Raw genomic sequence first — 16,806 nt, forward strand, 5'->3', positions numbered from 1 at the left:
CGCCGGCGCCCGGCGCTTCCGGGGCACTTCTCGTGACCCATTTCGCCGCCCTACGCACGATGCCCGGTCTTGCGCGGTAGTTGATCGGTCGCCCCGGTCCAGGAAACGGGGAGGGGCGACCGATCGCGGTGCAACCCGCTGATCAGGTGCCGGCGAACGACAGCGGATAGGCGCCGGTCGGTACCCCGACACCGGTGACGGTGTCGAATCCCGGCCCGGTCGACGGCGTCAGGGGGCTCGGCGGCGTCACGGACATCTGGCCGAACATGCTGTACAGCACCGGGGCGTCGTTGGTGAAACCGCGCATCCTGACCGCGACCGGTGCCGTGTGGTCCGGCAACGTGTACTTGTCGACGTCGCGGATGGCCGGACCGCCCGCGCGCTGGTAGAGCACCGGGTTGGCAAAGCCGAGCGGCTTGCCGCCGCGCGCCTGCTGGACGAGCGCCTGCACCGCGGCGAACAGCGGGGCGGCCAGGCTCGTCCCGCCCACGCCCAGCTCGACGGCCAGCACCGGTTCATCGCCAACGCCTCGCACGAGTTGCGCACCCCGCTCACCACGGCCAAGGCCCTGGTCGAGGTCGCGGTCGCCGCCTCGACCAGCTCCGAGGATGTCCACCGGTTGGGCGGCAAGCTGCTCACGGTCATCGCCGGGCAGGAACGGCTGCTCGACGGGCTGCTCGCGCTCGCGTACAGCGAGACCACCCTCGACAGGGACACCAGGGTCGACCTCGCCGAACTGGCAGCCGCGGCGGTACACGCGTACGGGGACAAGGCGCGTGACGCGGGGATCGAACTCCGCACCGCGCTGTCCCCGGCCCCGCTGTACGCGGACCCGGTCTTGTTGGGCCGGGTGGTGCACAACCTGGTGGACAACGCGATCCGCTACAACGTTCGCCACCGCGGCCGGGTCACCATCCACAGTGGATTGGAACCGGACGGCACGGCGGCGATTTCCGTGACCAACTCCGGACCTGTCGTCGAGGCGACCGAGGTGGAATCACTGTTCGAACCGTTCCGCAGGCTGCGCTACGACCGCACCCGCCGGCCCCGCGGTTCCGGACTGGGGTTGTCCATCGTCCGGGCCGTGGTGCGCGCCCACCTCGGCACCGTGCGGGCCGATCCGCGAGAAGGAGGCGGTCTGACGCTGCACGTGCGGATTCCGACCCACCCCATGACGCCACCAGACAAGCGGTGACGGTATCGGGCCCGGTGAAGGTCGACAAAGTGCGAACTGGGTTCACCGCGGCACGCTCGCGCCTGCGGAACCGCGGATCGGGGCACAGACAGAACTGTCCTGGGAGGGCCGAGATGATCTCGGCCCTCCCAGGACAGTTCGGTACGAGGATCAGATCTTGCCCGCGGCCACGTCGGCGAGGGTCACGCGGAAGGCCTTGTAGTTCACCACGTAGCGCTTGGACGATTCCGCCGAGGTGATCTCCTCCCGGATCGGCAGGCCGTTGTCGGCGTTGATGATGAGGACGTCCGTGCTGCCGCCCAGGATGGCGGGGGGCGCGGTGAGGGTCAGCGCGGCCTGGCCGTCGACGTTGGTCTTGCCGACGATCATGTCCGGGATGGTCGCGTACAGCTTCAGCACGCCCGCGCGGACCTCCGCGTTGGCGGCGTTGGCGAACAGCGCGTGTTGGGCGCTGCTCCACAGGTGGTTGTTGATCAGGTTGTCCAGGTCCTTGCCCGTCGGACGCGGTTTGGGGGCCGGAACCGGCTTGCCGATCTTGCGGAACATCTCCGCGGTCTCCGCTTGGGCGGCCGCCCAGGCCTTTTCGGCCTCGGCCGGGCTCAGGCCGATGCCCAGGGCATTGCCGGCCGCGGTGATCATCGCGATCCTGGCCTTGTCGACGTCGCCGTTCGCGGCGAGACGGGCCGCCGCCATCACCTTCCCGTCGTACGGCGTAGCAGGCTGGGCGTCACCCTTGGCGACTGCGTCCACCAGGGTCTTCGCCGAGTCGCCCGTGAACTGCCGGCCCTGGTCGGTGTAGAGGGTGTAGTAGAGGTCCGGTTTGTTGTCCAGCCCGAACTTCGTGTTGATGATCAGCGACGCGTCTCCTGGCTGCGTGCCGCCCGCCTGGACCGCGGAGGCCAGCTTCACCAGCGGTGCCTCGACCGCCCGCGGCGCCGCGTCGGACGGGCCGGCCGGGACGCTGCCGCCGGACGTACCCATCACCACAGCCGCCGCGACGGCTGCCGCGCCCACGGCGGCGACGCCGACCTTGGGCCAGGAGAACCAGCGCTTCGGTCGCACGACCGTGGCCACGGGTTCCGCCATCGCCGTCTGCAGTGCCGTGCGGGCACGGTCATAGGCCTCGGGACTGGGGGACGGCACGTCACGCAGATTCTTCATGAGATCCATTTCATCCATGGGTTGTCTTTCAGGTTGTCGGGACTTGCAGCAGCGCGACCACTTCGGGGGCTTCACGCAATGCCTTACGCGCCTGGTGCAACAGGCGGCGGGCCGTGCCGGCCGGGATGTCGAGCACCCGCCCGGCCTCGGCGACGGTCAGGTCCTCCCAGGCGACCAGGCCCAGCACTTCCCGCTCTTCCGGTTTGAGCCGGGCCAGTGCCCTGCCCAGCAGCGCCTGCGTGTCCACGCGGGCATCCACCGCCGGCCAGGGATCCCAGTCACTAGCCACGCCGGTCAGGTCCGACGCCGGCTCCTCGGCCGGTGCGGACCGCCAGTGCCGGCGCAGCCTGTTCAGCGCGACGCCGTACAACCAGGGCCTGGCTTCGGGATACGAACGGTCATAGTTCGCACGGGACTCGTAAGCCGCCACCCACACATCGCCGAGCAGGTCCTCGGCGGCCTGCCGCCCCACTCTGCGCGCCAGATAGTTACCGAGCGCGGTCTCGTGCCGGCCGATCACTTCCACGAAGGCATCGGTGTCTCCGCGCAGCGACCTACCGATCAGTTCCGCGTCTGACGACATGAAGCTCCTTGGGTTTCGCTTCGCCCTGACACCCCGTCTTTGCCAACGCGCGCCCAAAGCGTTCAGGTTATGTCACCCCATGACGAACATCGCTGGTCAGGCGACGTGTGCGATGTCGAAGTCCCTTGCCTTCGTCACCTTGCGTCTCGTGCACTTCGGGTCCGGACCAGGGCTACATCATCGCAGGTCAGCCCTCAATAGAGGCCCTAGGCACGCAGGATGTGGACCTGGCCGCGCCCAGCAAGTCCGCCATGCACGGCGGTGGCGCGGACCCACGTCCACCTGCGTCCGCGGCGCTCGTACCCCGTGAACCCCGCGGCGGCCGATCAGGCGCCGTTCGAAGGCACCACCCAGCCGGGCTCCCCACCGACAACGCCCACGCGGTCACGACTTGGGGCGCCGCGGAGCCGCGGGCGTGCGGCACAGGTGAAGTCGCTTGACACGCCTCGCCGCGCTTGCTTTTCTCACGATTCACACATTGGACTGGGGGACCTATGCAGCCACACTTCTCCGTGCCCGTTCCGCAAAGACCGATGCCGCGGGTTCGGCCGCTCGCCGGATGGCAAAGCGCGTCCGCGATCCTGATCATCGTGACCACCGCGGTCGGCGTCGCCGACGTCGCGGGGGAGTGGGGTGCCTTTCCCGATTCCGTCTGGTTGGCCGTGGACTGGATCTACCTCGGGATCCAGGCCGTCACCGGGATCGTCGTCATGCGGTGGCTGTGGCTCGCCCGCACCAATGCCGAGGCGATCGAACCCGCCCGGCACCGGCACTCGCCGATGTGGGCGGTGCTCGGCTGGATCGTGCCGATCGTGAGCTTCTGGTTCCCGCAGATGGTCGTCCGGGACGTCTGGAACGCCAGCAACCCCGAGCGGCCGCGTGGTGCGGGGCGGCTGTCCCCGACGCCGGGCGCCGAGCTGGTCTCCTGGTGGTGGGCCGCGTTCCTCACGAACGAGGTGCTGTCCACGATCAGCGGCCGCCTCACCGAGGACGCGGTGGTCGTGCGCGACGTCGACACCGTGGCGGCCGTGGCCCAGGTCGCCGCCGCTGTGCTGGTCATCATGATCAGCGCCCGGATCACCGCCTGGCAGACGAACCCCGGCTGAGGATTGGGGGCCGGGTGTCTGGTTCGCTCACCGGGATGTGGCGCAGGCACGCGCTGCTGTCGGGCCAGTGCCCAGGCCTCGCGGAGTACCTGGCATGGGTGCCGGATCCGCGGAATCGGCCCTCGCAGAGGGGTGAAGGTGCCGGACGTGGCCTGCGCTCGCTCAGGTGACCCGTGCGGCCACCAGGGTCTCGAAGGTATAGGGCCGCAGGACATCGGTACGGCCGGCGAAGTACCGCTGCTGGAGGTCTGCACGTGCGGGATGGTCCACGACCTTCAGCCCGCACCGGCTGATCAGCCTCTCGATCTCGGATACCGGCCAGCCAGGCTGAAGAGGCTCGCCGACAGAAGCAGCGATCGGTGTGTAGATACGGGCGAATTCCGTCCCCGCGTCGTCGAGCGCAGCGTCCTCGGTCCGGTAGGAGAACACCACCTCAGACCCGGGAGCAGCCGCCGCGATCGTGCGCAACGTCGACTCGATCGCCGGTGCCGTCAGATAGGGGGCGACGCCCGTCCAGCAGAACATCGCCGGCTGCGCCCAGTCGAACCCGGCCGGGCCCAGAGCGTCCTGAACCGGTCCGGCCTCGAAATCAGCCGGCACGAATACCTGCGAGTCGCTGAGCGGCAGGCCGAGCTCCTTGACCCGCTCGAGCTTCCAGGCCTGGGAGGCAGGGTGATCAACCTCGAACACCGTCAGCGAGCCGAGCAGATCCGGCCGCCGCCACGCGAACGAGTCAAGCCCCGCGCCGAGAATCACGTACTGCGTGAAGGCGCCGGCAGCCAGCCGGTCCTCGGCGTACCGGCTGCGGGTGCAGACAGCCGCGCGGGATTCGCGACGGACCGGGCCGGGGAACAGCGGATCGAACCGGTCTCGCAGCTGCTGCCACACCGGGCCGACAAGCACCAGGGCCAGCACATCGTCGAGTACCCACGGCGACGCCGTCTCCAGGCGAAACAATCCACGCGACACGGCCGCGAACATCGCCGTCCTGCTCGGCGCGCTTTCCATGCATTCCTCCCCGCCGGCCAGAACCCAGCACCCGACCACGCTCGCCCACTCCGCGCACTTCACAGGATGCGCCTGAAGCGCCCTTGACGGCCATAGCCAGATCGCCTGGGCGCCACCAGGACCCCCGAGACCCTCCGACTCGACCTTTCATGAATAAAACGGGCATAACGCGACTATGTAGCGCCGCTTCGCCCGGTTCGCGAGCGTGGCACCGGAATCGGCTGCGATAATCGATATCCTCTCGGAGAACGAGAGAGAGGGGGAGTTCCATGGCTGCTGTTGAGCGCACGCTCAGGCCGATCGTGGTCCTGCTGTACGTCAACGTGGGGATTAGCGTTTTGCTCACGGTGCTGACCTTCGTGTTCAAGAGTTCCGTACTCGATTACCAGGTCCAGCACATGGTCGAGGCGGGGAAGGTCGTACCGGGCCGGGAGGCGGCCACGCGTGGTGTGCTGGAGGGCACGCTCTGGATCCGGCCGCTGTCGATCCTGGTCGTGTCGGTCGTTTACGTCCGTTTTGTCGCGCGGCTGAAACTCGGCCTGCGACGCACTTACTACCGGCTGCTGGCCGTGGCGATCGTCGGCGCGGGTGCGCTGGCCTATCTGATCGTCATCTCCCAGTTCCCGGTCTGGTACCGCGTCATCCAGGGCGTGCAGGGACTCGTGCTGCTCAGTTTGCTGCCGATACTGGCCACAAAGGACATCCGGAACCACTTCGCACCGGAGCCGGAGGCGATGAAGATCTGGGACGACGCATAAGTCAGGGAAGAAGCTCGGGCGGAGGCGCCGTCCGGGGCAGCTACCGCTTCAGCGCGACGCCGCCGAGCGCGGCCCGGACAGCGACGTCCGGGTCGTCTGTCGGGTCGGGTTGCCACTGCTCGACCGGGACCAGCCCCGGGTCGAGGAGCTCGAGGGTGCCGAAGAACGCCATCAGTTCGTCGCGGTTGCGCAGCACGCCCGGGGTGCTGCTCTGCTTGCTGACCTTTTCGAGGTTCTTCAGCTGGTCCTGCTCGATCTCGTCGACGTCGGCCGGGCTGATGTGCGACAGCACGTACCGGGAACCGGACGGCAGCAGTTCGCGATAGGCCTGCATCGCCTCGCGCACGCCGGTCGAGTCCGGGAGGAAGTGCAGCACCGCGACGGTCAGCAGGCCGATCGGCTTGCCGGGATCCAACACGCCGGTGTCGAACGCGGCGTCCCAGACCTCCTCAGCGTGGCACAGGTTCGCGTGCAGCACGGCGTGCCGGTCCGGGTCGCCGTTCTTCGCCAGCAGCAGCCGCGCGTGCGCGACGGCGACCGGCTCGATGTCGACGTACACACACCGGCTGTCGGGGTTGACCTCGTCGGCGACCTCGTGCACGTTGCGCATGGTCGGGACGCCGGAGCCGAGGTCGAGGAACTGCGTGATGCCCTCGGCCAGGCAGTGCCGCACCGCGCGGCCGAGGAACGCCCGGTTCGCGTGGGTCGCCTCACGCAGCAGTGGGTACGCCTTGAGCGCCTGCACGCCGTACTCCCGGTCGATGGCCCAGTTCGCGGTGCCGCCGAGCGCCCAGTCGTAGGTGCGGGCGGCGTTGGGCCGGTCCAGGTCGATGCCTTGCGACGCGTAGTCGGGTTCCACGCCGTCCTCCTCAGTGCCGGGGTGCCCCGCAGAGTATTCACCACCGGCCGGTGCCGGGCGCGACCGTCGGCCGAAGTAGCGGCGGGCGGCATGGTGCGATCGTGGCCGGGTGAAGATCACCGATCCTGCGGGTGGCAAGTGGACGATCGTCCGGCAGGTCGGCGCTTGGCGGCGGAAGAGCAGGGCGATGTGGGCGGTGGAGGTGATGCCGGGCGGGCTGGGCAACGACCCTGTCTCGCCTGTCATCGCCATCCCGTTCTTCGCGCTCGCGCTGATCTTGCTGGCGCTCGCCCTGGTCGAGTTGGCGCTGCTCCTCGTGGTGTGGCCGGTGGCGCTGCTGCTGCGGGCGATCAGGGTGACAGGCCCGCGGATCGTCGTGGTGAACACGGCGAAACTCGACGAAGTGGCGGCGAAGCCCGGCACGGCGCGGCTGAGGCACGGCCGGTTCTCCTAGCCGCCGGCCGCGGTGAGGAACCGCCACCGCATTCCCCGTACCCGGATTGATGTCGTCTTCAATCACCGCGGCCGGGCGTTGATGATAGGGCGTCGGCGCCGGAGCTGCGGTTGGCCACCGCCCAGGACTGCATCGCTCGCGCTCAACGATCGGAGTGCTGGAGATTCCCGATGGAGGACACGACGACCTTGCCGCCGGCCTGCCGCGGCCACCAGGATGTCAACGCCTCCGCTAGGTCGAACACCGATAATGCGGCTGTCAGCGACCCAGGTGGGCCTGCAGCAGGTTCGGGTCTTCGGCGGTGAGGTAGGCGGCGCTCGGCACGTAGACGGTGCGGCCGCGCAGGGCGATCGCGGTCGGCCCCTGGAGTCCGTCGGCGGCGGTCAGCACCACGGTGTGCGTGCCGTCGGGCTTGACGAGCGTCACCTGGTTGGTGGTGTCCAGGGCAGCGATGATCTCGTTGCCGCTACCGGTGAAGGCGAAGTCGTCGATTCCGGGCAGGCCGGTGACTGAAACCTGTGCGGAACCGGCATTTCCGTTTGCGCGCAGGGGAATGCGCACGATGGTGCCCCGGTCGAGGTTGGTCACCCACGCGGCTCCGTCGCGGAGCTTGATCCCGTTCGCGCCGAGGAACCCGGCCGGTGCGAGCTCCTCGTCGGACGACCAGACCGTCGCGGTCCCGTCCTGGGTGGGCACTCGCCAGACGACTCCGGTGGAATCGGCGACGTAGAGACTGCGGGTGCTCTGGTCGAGTGCGAGGCCGTTCGGCAGGCTGGTCGCGGGTAAGGGCGCGATGCGCTGGGGTGTGCCGCCGGGACGCAGGCGCCACACGCCGGTGAGGTCGGCGGTCCCGGTGGCGTACAGGAAGTACAGGGTGCCGTCGGTAGCGCGGTCGATGCCGACCGTCAGCGGGAACCCCAGAGCGGGGGTGTTGACTCCGCCGTCCGCGGGGGCAGGCAGTGTGGCCAGGATCCGGATCGCGCCGCTGGGCGAGATCTCGGCGATCTGTCGTGCTTTGGCGAAGGCCACATAGGCAGTGCCGTTCGGAGCCAGCACGATGCTCTCGGGCGTCTGTCCCTTGTCCAGGTCGAAGTGCTGGACAATGCGAGTCGAGCACAGGGGGAAAGTCGCTGCCGACGCGGGAGCGGCGCCGAGTGCGAACAGGGAACTCGTGGCCAGAACCGCGGCTACGAGTCCGTGCTTGACAGGTTTTGCGGACATGTTTTCCTCACTGTTTCCGGGCGTGCGGCAGTGCCGCGTCTTTCGGGGGTGACCACCGCCTGGGCGTGCTTCGCGCAGGACGATGGGAACAACGGCCGTCAGTGGCCGTGGGGTCGCGGTGAACCGGATCAGGTGGTGCTGACCCGGTTCGCCGGCGAATACGGGGTAGTCGACGCTGTGGCTTGGGCGAGCAGGGCCAGCGCGGTGTGCGACGGCGAGCCGTGTGGTGCGGTGGCGACCACGATGCTCGGCCCTGTTCCGGTGTTCAGGGTTTGCTGTGTGACGGTCAGCGGACCGATCAGCGGGTGCCTCATCTCGTAATCAGCCGTGGCACAGGGTTTGACGCGGTGGTCAGCCCACATCGAGGCGAATTCGGTGCTCTTCGCGCTCAGTTGTCCCACCAGTTCGTACAGTGCGGCATCGTCCGGATACTGCCCTGCTACCAGGCGCAGGTTCCCCACGACCGCTTTGGCCTTGCTCGGCCAGTCTGCGTACAGCTCGCGAGTGTGTGGGTCGAGAAAGACCAGTTGTGCCATGTTCGGACGGCGGGACACCTCCGCCAGGTCGACGTCGAGGTGACCCGCGAACAACGCGTGTCCGAGGCTGTTCCAGGCCACTACGTCACCGCGGCGGCCGAGGACGATCGCGGGAACGGCGACCAGCGCGTCGAGCAACTGACCGGTCGCTTCCGAGAGGCGCTCGGGCGCCGGCCGGCGAGTCCGGCGATGGTGCCTCGCCGGCCTTGCCAGGACGTGCAGGTGCCGGCGTTCGGCTTCGTCGAGCCGCAGGGCGGTGGCGAGCGCGTCCAGCACTTCGGGCGAGGCGTTGGACGAGTGCCCTTGTTCGAGCCTCGTGTAGTAGGAGACGCTCACACCGGCCAGTCGTGCCAGTTCCTCCCGTCGTAGACCCGGCACACGTCGCCGCTCACCGTAGCTCGGCACGCCGACGGCGTCCGGGCTGAGCTGCGAGCGCCGAGTCTTGAGGAAGTCGCCCAGCCCCGCAGTTTCGCTCATGGATCCGAGTATGCCCTGGCTCTGAGCGCGTTACCTGTCCCAGCCAGGGATACGCAACGCCGGGAATGGCACACGCGCCGGGTGAAAGCTGAAGCCGTGCCGTCTCGCGGGTTCAGATCGCCGGTGTTCAGGGGTTGTAGTCCACGAGAACTTGGACCTGGTCGAAGCGGCGCTCGGCCAGGTCCCCGCGCCGGATCATCCAGAAGATGTCGGCGCCCGGCGCCCGGTAGATGCAGCACTGGGCCAGCAGGACCCAGTCCTCCATTCCGGACGGCACCGCGTCGGGGTCGTGCGGAAGTCCGAGTTCTTCCGATGCCAGGAACGAGGCTTGGCCCGCGGCGTCGCGGACCGGGTCGAAGTCATGGCTCCTTCCATATCCCCCCAGCATCAAGGTCGGGTATTCCCACAGGTCTTTCCACATCTCGGCCAGTACCTCGCTGTGGGGATATCCCGGCATCGGTGCGACGTACACAGGCGGCGGGGCCGGGACCAGTCCGTCGCTGGGAAGGCAACCCCCCAGGGACAGGTGGATGTCGCCCAGGGGAAATTCTCGGAGGATCTCAAGGGTTTCCTCGTCCGCCTCGTCGCCGATCCAACTCGGTGGGTGGTGCTCTTCGACCGCGATGCCTGCCGGAACGTACGCAGCGCTGCCGCCGACCTCGTGATCCGGGTATCCGAAGAGCAGCAGCTTGCCGTCGGGTGGCAAGGGGAGGTCCGTCGCTTCCTTCGGCACGGCCGCGCAGTCGATGGTGGCGATCAGCGGGCACCAGGGTTCGGACGCGTCGGCGGGAAGCATGATCGGTCCACCGAATCGGCCGACGACCGGGCCGTCGCCGTCCGCTGTCAGGGATGCGAACGGGCGGACGAGTTCCAGCCACTTCTCCACATCCGCGGCCGGGATGTCCCTGGTGAGGGCCAAGGCTCGGAATTCGTCGAGAAGCTGGGTGTTCCGGAGGTTCATGGCGAGCAGCCTATCGGCCAGGACTGCCGCGTAACGCTTGGCGGGCAACGAATCGACACGCCCGAAGGTGCCATGCTCGGCCGGGTTCCGATTCAGGGCGCGGGGACCAGATAGAGCTGCGCTGTGCCGGACAGGGGTGCGGAGATGGTCCAGGTCGCCAGGTAGTTCGATGGCGGGGTGCCGTTGATCCGCCGCAGAGCGAGGTCGAGTGGGCGTGGCCGTACGGTGTCGTCGAAGAAAGCGAAGTTGACTCTGAGCAGGCCGCGGGTCAAGCGTCCGGTACGCGCTTCGAGCTCGGTGATCGCGTGGGGCATCAGTCCGCGGTCGGAGAACACGTCGATGATCGCGCAGCCGCAGGTGTAGGCCAGCACGCCGATCTCGTCGGCGCTGGCCACAGTCTTGCCACCGGCCAGCCGGGCGACATCGCGCCCGATTTGAGCATACTGTTCGCTGGAGGTGTAGTTCGAGGTCAACGGAGCGAAGTCACGGGGCAGGCCGGCGCGGGCGTATCCCGCCACGCTGGCCAGGACCAAAGCTGCCACGAGGAGCAGGCTCAGTCCCCGTTCTGCCCGGCGTACGAATCCGGCGGTGGCGGCGCAGACGAACACTGTCGCAGCGACAATGCCAGGTCCGAAGTACCAGTGGTACGGCGGCACCCGCAACTGAACGTACGCCAGGCTGTATACCGCTCCCGCTGCGCCGAGCAAGGCGAACGGGAGCAGCCGGCGACCGGCCGAGTTTCGTCGCACCACTAGGATCAGCCAGTACAGCCCAGCCGGCACCGCCAGCCCGACGGGCAGAAACGCCAGGACGGTCTGCCCGGGCATCCCCTGCCAGTACAGCCCGGGGCCATTGCCGAACTCCCACTGACCCCAGGCCCGTCGCGCGCCCTGCAAGGTCTTGATGACCACAGTGTCCGGCACCGCCGCACCCAATACCACCCAGCTGAACACGAACCACGGCGCCGCGACCAGCACGGCGGCACGCACGCTGCGCCGGGCATCGACCCAGGGTCGTCGCCGGGCCACGAAGATCAACACAGCGAAGATCAGGAGATCGACGCGGACCAACGCCACCATCCCCGCGACCAGACCGAACGCGAACGGACGCCCCTCCACCGAGAAAGTGAGCAGCCACGCGAGTCCCGCGGCGCCCAGTTCGACCTCCATCCCGATCGAGGACACCAACAGCGGGTTCACCGTCAGCGCGGTGATCGTGAGAACCGGAAACCAGCCCGGCAGGCCGGTGGCCGCACCGAGCCGGCGCAGGGCGAGCACCAGTAGCACCTGGCACACCACATACAACACGCCCGCGGCGAACACCGCGTCCCGCACCACGAATGTCAACACCGCCAGGCAGAGCACGTTCAGTGGCGAGGTCGCGGTGTTGGTGGTGCCCTCGGCCAGCAACCCCCAATGCCCGTGGAACGCGAGATTGCGGGCATAGCTCAACGTGATGTAGGTGTCGTCGATCAGATGGACACGCACCAGCAGAAAAACCACTGCCGACGCCACGGCCACCCCGGTCGGCAGCCCACCCGCCGAAGCGAACAAGACCCGCGACCGGTCGAGCACCGAGGACTCGTTGCTCGACCGACGCGTCAGCAACCCTGTCGCCATTATCGCTCTGTTCCTTGCACATCAGATATCTCGAACATTGACCACCTGCGCACACATTCGGTAGCCGGGCGCGCAACCACGGATGAGGAACGCGGTTATCAGCGGCTCCGGACAGTCTCCGGGAGATCGAGAACATTCCCGTTCTTCAGGGTCACCCGGAAGTGAAACGTGAAATGATCTGTCTCGCCCGATGAGAACGGTCGCTCGCTGCCTTTCACAGCGACCGTGCCATCGCGCAGGGAGGCGGGGGTCACCGAGTTGTCCGGTTCTATCAGCGAAACCGCGGTCACGTCGTCCGTCACGATCCCGAAGAAGAACTCCGGTTCGTGCAGACCGCTGAGGCCGGTGAAGGGGTCGAAGGGGCGCTCGGCGGTGAGCTTGGCGTAGCCGCCGCGCCTGCCGGTCATGTCGTTGACGTCGGCGCCCATCATGCCGATGGCTTTGCCGCCGTCGATGATGCAGACCGCAGCGGCCTTGTCATTGCGGATGACCAGAAACCCGTGCGGGGTGTCCGTATCGACGCTGGCGGCCGGTCGCCAGCTTTCCCGATCGGGCACCGCTATCCCCTCTGCGAGGGTGGCGTTCACGCAGTCCCTGACCAGCTTCATCTCCCCTGGGGCGGGGGTGGGCGTCGCCGGCTTGCCCAGGGCAAGAGACCCGGATCCCGCGCCGACCGGTACCGCAGTGGTGCTTGGACCCGCGTCGGGCGCCGGCCCGAACACCGCCGCGGCGGCGACCGCGAGGACACCGACCGCGGCGGCGGCCACCCACGGCTTGCCTGGCTTCCTGCGGCGCTCGCCGTCCCGTGAGGCCGCCAGTTCCGGCTCGAGCCGAGCCCACAGGGCGTAGCGCAGGTGATCGGGCATCGGACGGTCCCGCGGCAGGTCGGAGTCGTCGGTCATCGCAGCTCCTCGGTGGCCAGTACGTCATGGGTGGTGTTCCGCAGAAGGCCACGCAGGCGGCCGCGGGCCCGGGAAATACGCGCGCGCACGCTCGCGTCGGCGATCCCGAGCACAGCGGAGGCTTCCGCGGTGGACAGACCGCCTATCAGGCACAGTTCGACGGCCCGCCGCTCGGCGCGGGGCAGCGCGGCGACCGCGTCCAGAACCGCCCGCAACCTGCGGTCCGCGTCGACCTGGCCGGCCACGTCCTCGGCGTGATCACGTACGACGCCACCCCGTGGCAGGCGCGACAACGCACTGGCGAACCGGCCCAGCCTGCGTTGTTCACGGCGGGCCAGGTTGCTGGTCACGGTGTACAGCCACGGCCGCGCACTGTCATTCACCAACGTCACGTCACCGAGACGCCGCCACGCCGTCAGGAAAACCGAGGAGGTCAGGTCTTCGGCAACCGACCACGACCCGGTCAGCCGGTAGGCGTAGTTCCACACCGCACCGGCATGCCGGCCGAACAGCTCCCCGAACGCTGCGGTGCTGCCCTGGGCAGCGTGTTCCCATAACGCCCGGTCACTGCCGGTGGGAGAGGGCTCTTCGTCCGCGCTGCGGTCGGGCCGCATCCGTCGCCCCCGCTCCTGATCTGCAATTGTCGTCACACCACCATGTCCCCGCCGACCTCCACAGCGTTGCGTCACGGGTGCGGTGGCTGGCGCGATGCCCTGCCACCCACTCCGCCAGTGTCGCCGCTTCCGCAGGTCAAGCCGGCAATCTCGCCTGCGGAGTGGGTGAAACAACCCGACGAGCCGTCATCGCGAACCGACGGGACGTCGGCTCGTAAACGGTCAGCGAACCACATGGCGGCGAAGCCCAAGGAGACGACGGATGGCGAACATCCCCGACGCCGCCGTGCCGGACCCCGGCACGATCGCGGGCCGGCTCGACCAGCTGCCCATCACGCGCACGCACCGCCGGGCCACCGTCGCCGTCGGGCTCGGCCTGTTCTTCGACTTCTACGAGATCTTCCTGACCGGCGTGCTCAGCTCCGTGCTCGTCGAGGAGTTCAAGCTGACCAAGGCGGACCTGCCGCCGCTGCTGGCGTCGACGTTCGTCGGCATGTTCTTCGGCGCCCTGCTGCTCGGCCGCCTCGCCGACCGGTTCGGCCGCCGCGGCGCCTTCCTGCTCAACCTCGGCATCTACTCGCTCTTCTCGCTGCTCGGCGCGTTCAGCGGCAGCGCGCTGATGCTGCTGGCGACGCGGTTCTTCGCGGGCATCGGCCTCGGCGCGGAGCCGCCGCTGGCCGACACCTACCTCACCGACCTGCTCCCGGCCCGCAACCGCGGCCGGTTCATCGCCTGGGCGTACACGCTCGCCTTCTGCGGCTTCCCGGTCGTCGGCTTCCTCGCCCGCGGGCTCACCGAGCACGAGATCTTCGGCATCGCGGGCTGGCGCTGGCTGTTCGTGATCGGCGCGCTGGGCGCCGGCGCGGTGTTCCTGCTCCGGCGCGGACTGCCCGAGTCGCCGCGGTGGCTGGAGTCCGTCGGCCGCACAGAAGAGGCCGAGCACCTGGTGACCGGTCTGGAAGCCGAGGCTCGGGGCGGCGTCAACAAGAACCTTGCCCCGCCGCGCGGCACCACCCGCAAGCGCGCCGCGGCGCCGGTGCGCGAACTGTTCGGTCGAGGAGTGCGCCGCCGCACCTGGATGATGGTCGTCTTCCACGTCCTGCAGACTCTCGGCTACTACGGCTTCGGCACGCTGGTGCCGCTCGTGCTGGCGGCCAAGGGCTACGCCGTTTCGCAGTCGCTGCTGTTCGCCGCCCTGACCTACCTCGGCTACCCGGTCGGCTCGGCCCTGTCGTTGCCGATCGTGGAACGCGTCGAGCGCAAGTACCTGGTGGTCGGCTCGGTGCTGGCGATGGCGGTGTTCGGCATCGCGTTCGGCTACGCGGGCTCGATGGCGCTGATCCTCGTCTTCGGTTTCCTCTACACGGTGACCAGCAACCTGTTCTCGAACGCCTTCCACATCTACCAGGCCGAGATCTTCCCGACGGCGCTGCGTTCGACGGCCTCGAGCGGCACCTACTCGCTGTCGCGGCTGGCCAGCGGCGCGATGCCGTTCGTGCTGGTGCCGCTGCTGAACTCCCACGGCCCGGCCGCGCTGTTCCTGGTCGTGGCGGGGGCGCTGGTGGTGGTCGCGGCGGACATCGCGGTGCTCGGCCCGCGCACCACCGGCCGCCGCCTGGAGAGCGTCAACGACGAGGTTCCGACCGCGCAGCCACTCCGGTGATCGGCGGCGGACCGCCGCAGCGTCAGAGGGTCGCGTGTTTCCGCACCAGCAGCCCGTTCCGCAGCCTGGTCAGCGCGCGGTGCTCGGCGACGCGGACGGCGCCGGCACTGCTGAGGCCACCCGCGGTGGCCGTCTCTTCGGCGGAAGGCCGCATTCTGCCTCTCACCGAGGTCGCCGATTCATCGGGCACGTGAACGATGACCGGAATGGTGTGGTCTCCGCGCCGCCGGACGTCGGATCCTGGCCGGGGAAGAGTCCAGGGCGACCGGGGCACCGGGCCGAACGTGTCCTGTGTGGATGGTCAGCCGGTCGGGTGGCTCCGGAACCGGCTCCGCGTGCGCGGGGATGACCCGGCGTTCTCGCCGGTCGGCATCGGCGAGACGGAGTCAGCCCCGCGTGCGCGGGACGGCACTTGCCGATGTGAATTCACCGGCTGGACAAGTTTTCCTGGTTCACTTCGCTGCGGCAGTTCTCGAAAGCGATCCTGCACACCGACCGGCCGCGAAGGAGAATCGTTACCTCGCGGCCAGTGCCAGCGACACCCACCGGTCGATCATCTCGCCGAACGGCAGGCCGGCGGCCTTCATCATCCGCGGGTACCGGCTGTAAGAGGTCAGGCCGGGCAGGGTGTTGACCTCGTTGAGCACCACGCTACCGTCCTCCTTGAGGAACAGGTCCACTCGGGCCAGCCCCCGGCAGCCGAGGATGCGGTAGATGGCCTTGGCGGTCTTCTGGACGAGTTCGCGTGACTCGGCCGAGATGTCCGCGGGGCAGATGAACGAGGAGTTCTCGGATCCGGTTTCGGGCGCGGCCTCCTGGTGGATCCGGAAGAAGCCGTGGGTCAGCGCGACCCGGTCCGGCTCACCGGCGAACAGGTCTCCGTCGTTGCCCATGATGGAGCAGCCGATCTCGCTGCCGACGACCGCCTCTTCGATCAATGCCTTCGAGTCGTACTTCCACGCGGTTTCCAGCGCGCTCCACAGTTCTTCCTTGCTGGACACCTTGCTGACGCCGAAGGACGAACCCGAACGGGCCGGCTTCACGAAGACGGGGTAGTGGAGCTCGTCAGGATCGACGTTCACGTCTGGTGTAACGATCTGGAAGGCCGGCGTGGCGATTCCCGCGCTGCTGACGACCCGGTAGGTGAGGGACTTGTCGATGCAGAGGGCGGAGCTCGGGATGTCGCAGCCCACGTAGGGGATGCCGGCGAGTTCGAACAGGCCCTGGATCGCGCCGTCCTCGCCGAGTTTTCCGTGCAGCACGGGTAGTATGACGTCCAGCCTGACGGTGTCGTACTTGCCGTCCTCCAGCACGACCAGTCCGTGGATGCCGCGGTCCGGTGACAGCATGGCCGGGCGGCTGTTGCTCTCCCAGTCCTCGTCGGGGCCGTCGCAGACCTTCCATTCACCGTTCTCCGCGATCCCGATGTAGAACGGCTCGTACTTCTCCAGATCGACGCTCGCTGCGACTTCGCGCGCGGACTTCAGGGAGACGGGGTGTTCTTCGGAAACGCCGCCGAAAATGATGCCGAGCTTCAATCTGGCCATACTGATTCCCGCTTTCGCATTCCGGTCAATTGATGGGAAAATCTTGAATTGTGGTGGATGCACGCGCCGCGTCGAGTCGGCTGAACAGTGGAGTGGTTCCCATGGCCGGGGCGGACGCCGACGCCGCCGATCGGGTGCGGCG

General features: G+C 68.4%; 17 protein-coding genes and 1 pseudogene. 5 read left to right on the forward strand and 13 right to left on the reverse strand.

The window, feature by feature from the left end:
• Window positions 1-142 precede the first annotated feature (142 nt).
• The gene (locus A3CE_RS57570; RefSeq protein ID WP_169523888.1) at window positions 143-535 is read right to left on the reverse strand and encodes a S8/S53 family peptidase; all 393 of its coding nucleotides are present in this window, start codon (window positions 533-535) and stop codon (window positions 143-145) included.
• Window positions 536-538: 3 nt separating this feature from the next.
• Here A3CE_RS57570 and A3CE_RS52645 point away from each other — a divergent pair, with 3 nt between their 5' ends.
• Window positions 539-1,195, forward strand: coding sequence for a sensor histidine kinase (locus A3CE_RS52645; RefSeq protein ID WP_020646449.1), 657 nt, complete (start codon window positions 539-541; stop codon window positions 1,193-1,195).
• Window positions 1,196-1,345: 150 nt separating this feature from the next.
• On the opposite strand, the gene A3CE_RS0143735 is transcribed toward A3CE_RS52645, so the two are convergent.
• The gene (locus tag A3CE_RS0143735) at window positions 1,346-2,356 is read right to left on the reverse strand and encodes a hypothetical protein (RefSeq protein ID WP_245589694.1); all 1,011 of its coding nucleotides are present in this window, start codon (window positions 2,354-2,356) and stop codon (window positions 1,346-1,348) included.
• A gap of 28 nt (window positions 2,357-2,384) precedes the next feature.
• Window positions 2,385-2,939: an RNA polymerase sigma factor gene (locus A3CE_RS0143740; protein WP_020646451.1), complete on the reverse strand. Its 555-nt coding sequence runs from the start codon at window positions 2,937-2,939 to the stop codon at window positions 2,385-2,387.
• Between the two features lie 590 nt (window positions 2,940-3,529).
• Here A3CE_RS0143740 and A3CE_RS0143745 point away from each other — a divergent pair.
• Window positions 3,530-4,045, forward strand: coding sequence for a DUF4328 domain-containing protein (locus A3CE_RS0143745; protein WP_169524058.1), 516 nt, complete (start codon window positions 3,530-3,532; stop codon window positions 4,043-4,045).
• A gap of 162 nt (window positions 4,046-4,207) precedes the next feature.
• Here A3CE_RS0143745 and A3CE_RS0143750 read toward each other — a convergent pair whose 3' ends face one another.
• Entirely contained in the window at window positions 4,208-5,053 is an 846-nt protein-coding gene (locus A3CE_RS0143750) for a class I SAM-dependent methyltransferase (protein WP_020646453.1), read from the reverse strand.
• Between the two features lie 269 nt (window positions 5,054-5,322).
• Between A3CE_RS0143750 and A3CE_RS0143755 the strand changes: the two genes are divergently transcribed.
• Window positions 5,323-5,811, forward strand: a complete 489-nt coding sequence (locus A3CE_RS0143755) for a hypothetical protein (protein WP_026469431.1) — start codon at window positions 5,323-5,325, stop codon at window positions 5,809-5,811.
• Window positions 5,812-5,851: 40 nt separating this feature from the next.
• Here A3CE_RS0143755 and A3CE_RS0143760 read toward each other — a convergent pair whose 3' ends face one another.
• Window positions 5,852-6,670: an SAM-dependent methyltransferase gene (locus tag A3CE_RS0143760; protein ID WP_020646455.1), complete on the reverse strand. Its 819-nt coding sequence runs from the start codon at window positions 6,668-6,670 to the stop codon at window positions 5,852-5,854.
• A 109-nt stretch (window positions 6,671-6,779) separates the two neighbouring features.
• Between A3CE_RS0143760 and A3CE_RS0143765 the strand changes: the two genes are divergently transcribed.
• Window positions 6,780-7,124, forward strand: a complete 345-nt coding sequence (locus tag A3CE_RS0143765) for a hypothetical protein (RefSeq protein WP_020646456.1) — start codon at window positions 6,780-6,782, stop codon at window positions 7,122-7,124.
• A 258-nt stretch (window positions 7,125-7,382) separates the two neighbouring features.
• Here A3CE_RS0143765 and A3CE_RS0143770 read toward each other — a convergent pair whose 3' ends face one another.
• The 6 genes from A3CE_RS0143770 to A3CE_RS0143795 all read right to left on the reverse strand — a co-directional run bounded on the left by A3CE_RS0143770 (window position 7,383) and on the right by A3CE_RS0143795 (window position 13,454).
• Window positions 7,383-8,345 (reverse strand): SMP-30/gluconolactonase/LRE family protein, encoded by a 963-nt coding sequence (locus tag A3CE_RS0143770; RefSeq protein WP_020646457.1) that lies wholly within the window; start codon window positions 8,343-8,345, stop codon window positions 7,383-7,385.
• A gap of 128 nt (window positions 8,346-8,473) precedes the next feature.
• Entirely contained in the window at window positions 8,474-9,358 is an 885-nt protein-coding gene (locus A3CE_RS0143775) for a helix-turn-helix domain-containing protein (protein ID WP_026469432.1), read from the reverse strand.
• A gap of 127 nt (window positions 9,359-9,485) precedes the next feature.
• Window positions 9,486-10,244: a hypothetical protein gene (locus tag A3CE_RS0143780; RefSeq protein WP_211231874.1), complete on the reverse strand. Its 759-nt coding sequence runs from the start codon at window positions 10,242-10,244 to the stop codon at window positions 9,486-9,488.
• A 167-nt stretch (window positions 10,245-10,411) separates the two neighbouring features.
• A complete protein-coding gene (locus A3CE_RS52650) occupies window positions 10,412-11,893 on the reverse strand; it encodes a hypothetical protein (RefSeq protein WP_245589695.1) in 1,482 nt (493 codons plus the stop codon).
• 143 nt (window positions 11,894-12,036) lie between these two features.
• Window positions 12,037-12,840: a hypothetical protein gene (locus A3CE_RS0143790; protein ID WP_020646461.1), complete on the reverse strand. Its 804-nt coding sequence runs from the start codon at window positions 12,838-12,840 to the stop codon at window positions 12,037-12,039.
• Window positions 12,837-13,454 (reverse strand): RNA polymerase sigma factor, encoded by a 618-nt coding sequence (locus tag A3CE_RS0143795; protein WP_020646462.1) that lies wholly within the window; start codon window positions 13,452-13,454, stop codon window positions 12,837-12,839. Before A3CE_RS0143795 ends, A3CE_RS0143790 begins: the two co-directional genes overlap by 4 nt.
• A 262-nt stretch (window positions 13,455-13,716) precedes the next feature.
• On the opposite strand from A3CE_RS0143795, the gene A3CE_RS0143800 reads away from it, so the two are divergent.
• A complete protein-coding gene (locus A3CE_RS0143800) occupies window positions 13,717-15,117 on the forward strand; it encodes an MFS transporter (protein WP_020646463.1) in 1,401 nt (466 codons plus the stop codon).
• Window positions 15,118-15,139: 22 nt separating this feature from the next.
• Here A3CE_RS0143800 and A3CE_RS57025 read toward each other — a convergent pair.
• Window positions 15,140-15,262, reverse strand: a pseudogene (locus A3CE_RS57025) (sigma-70 family RNA polymerase sigma factor); the annotation flags it as partial.
• Window positions 15,263-15,632: 370 nt separating this feature from the next.
• Entirely contained in the window at window positions 15,633-16,664 is a 1,032-nt protein-coding gene (gene vanA / locus A3CE_RS0143810) for a D-alanine--(R)-lactate ligase (RefSeq protein WP_026469434.1), read from the reverse strand.
• Window positions 16,665-16,806: the final 142 nt, after the last annotated feature.

This window comes from Amycolatopsis balhimycina FH 1894, from assembly GCF_000384295.1.
In the GTDB taxonomy this organism is placed as follows: Bacteria; Actinomycetota; Actinomycetes; order Mycobacteriales; family Pseudonocardiaceae; genus Amycolatopsis; species Amycolatopsis balhimycina.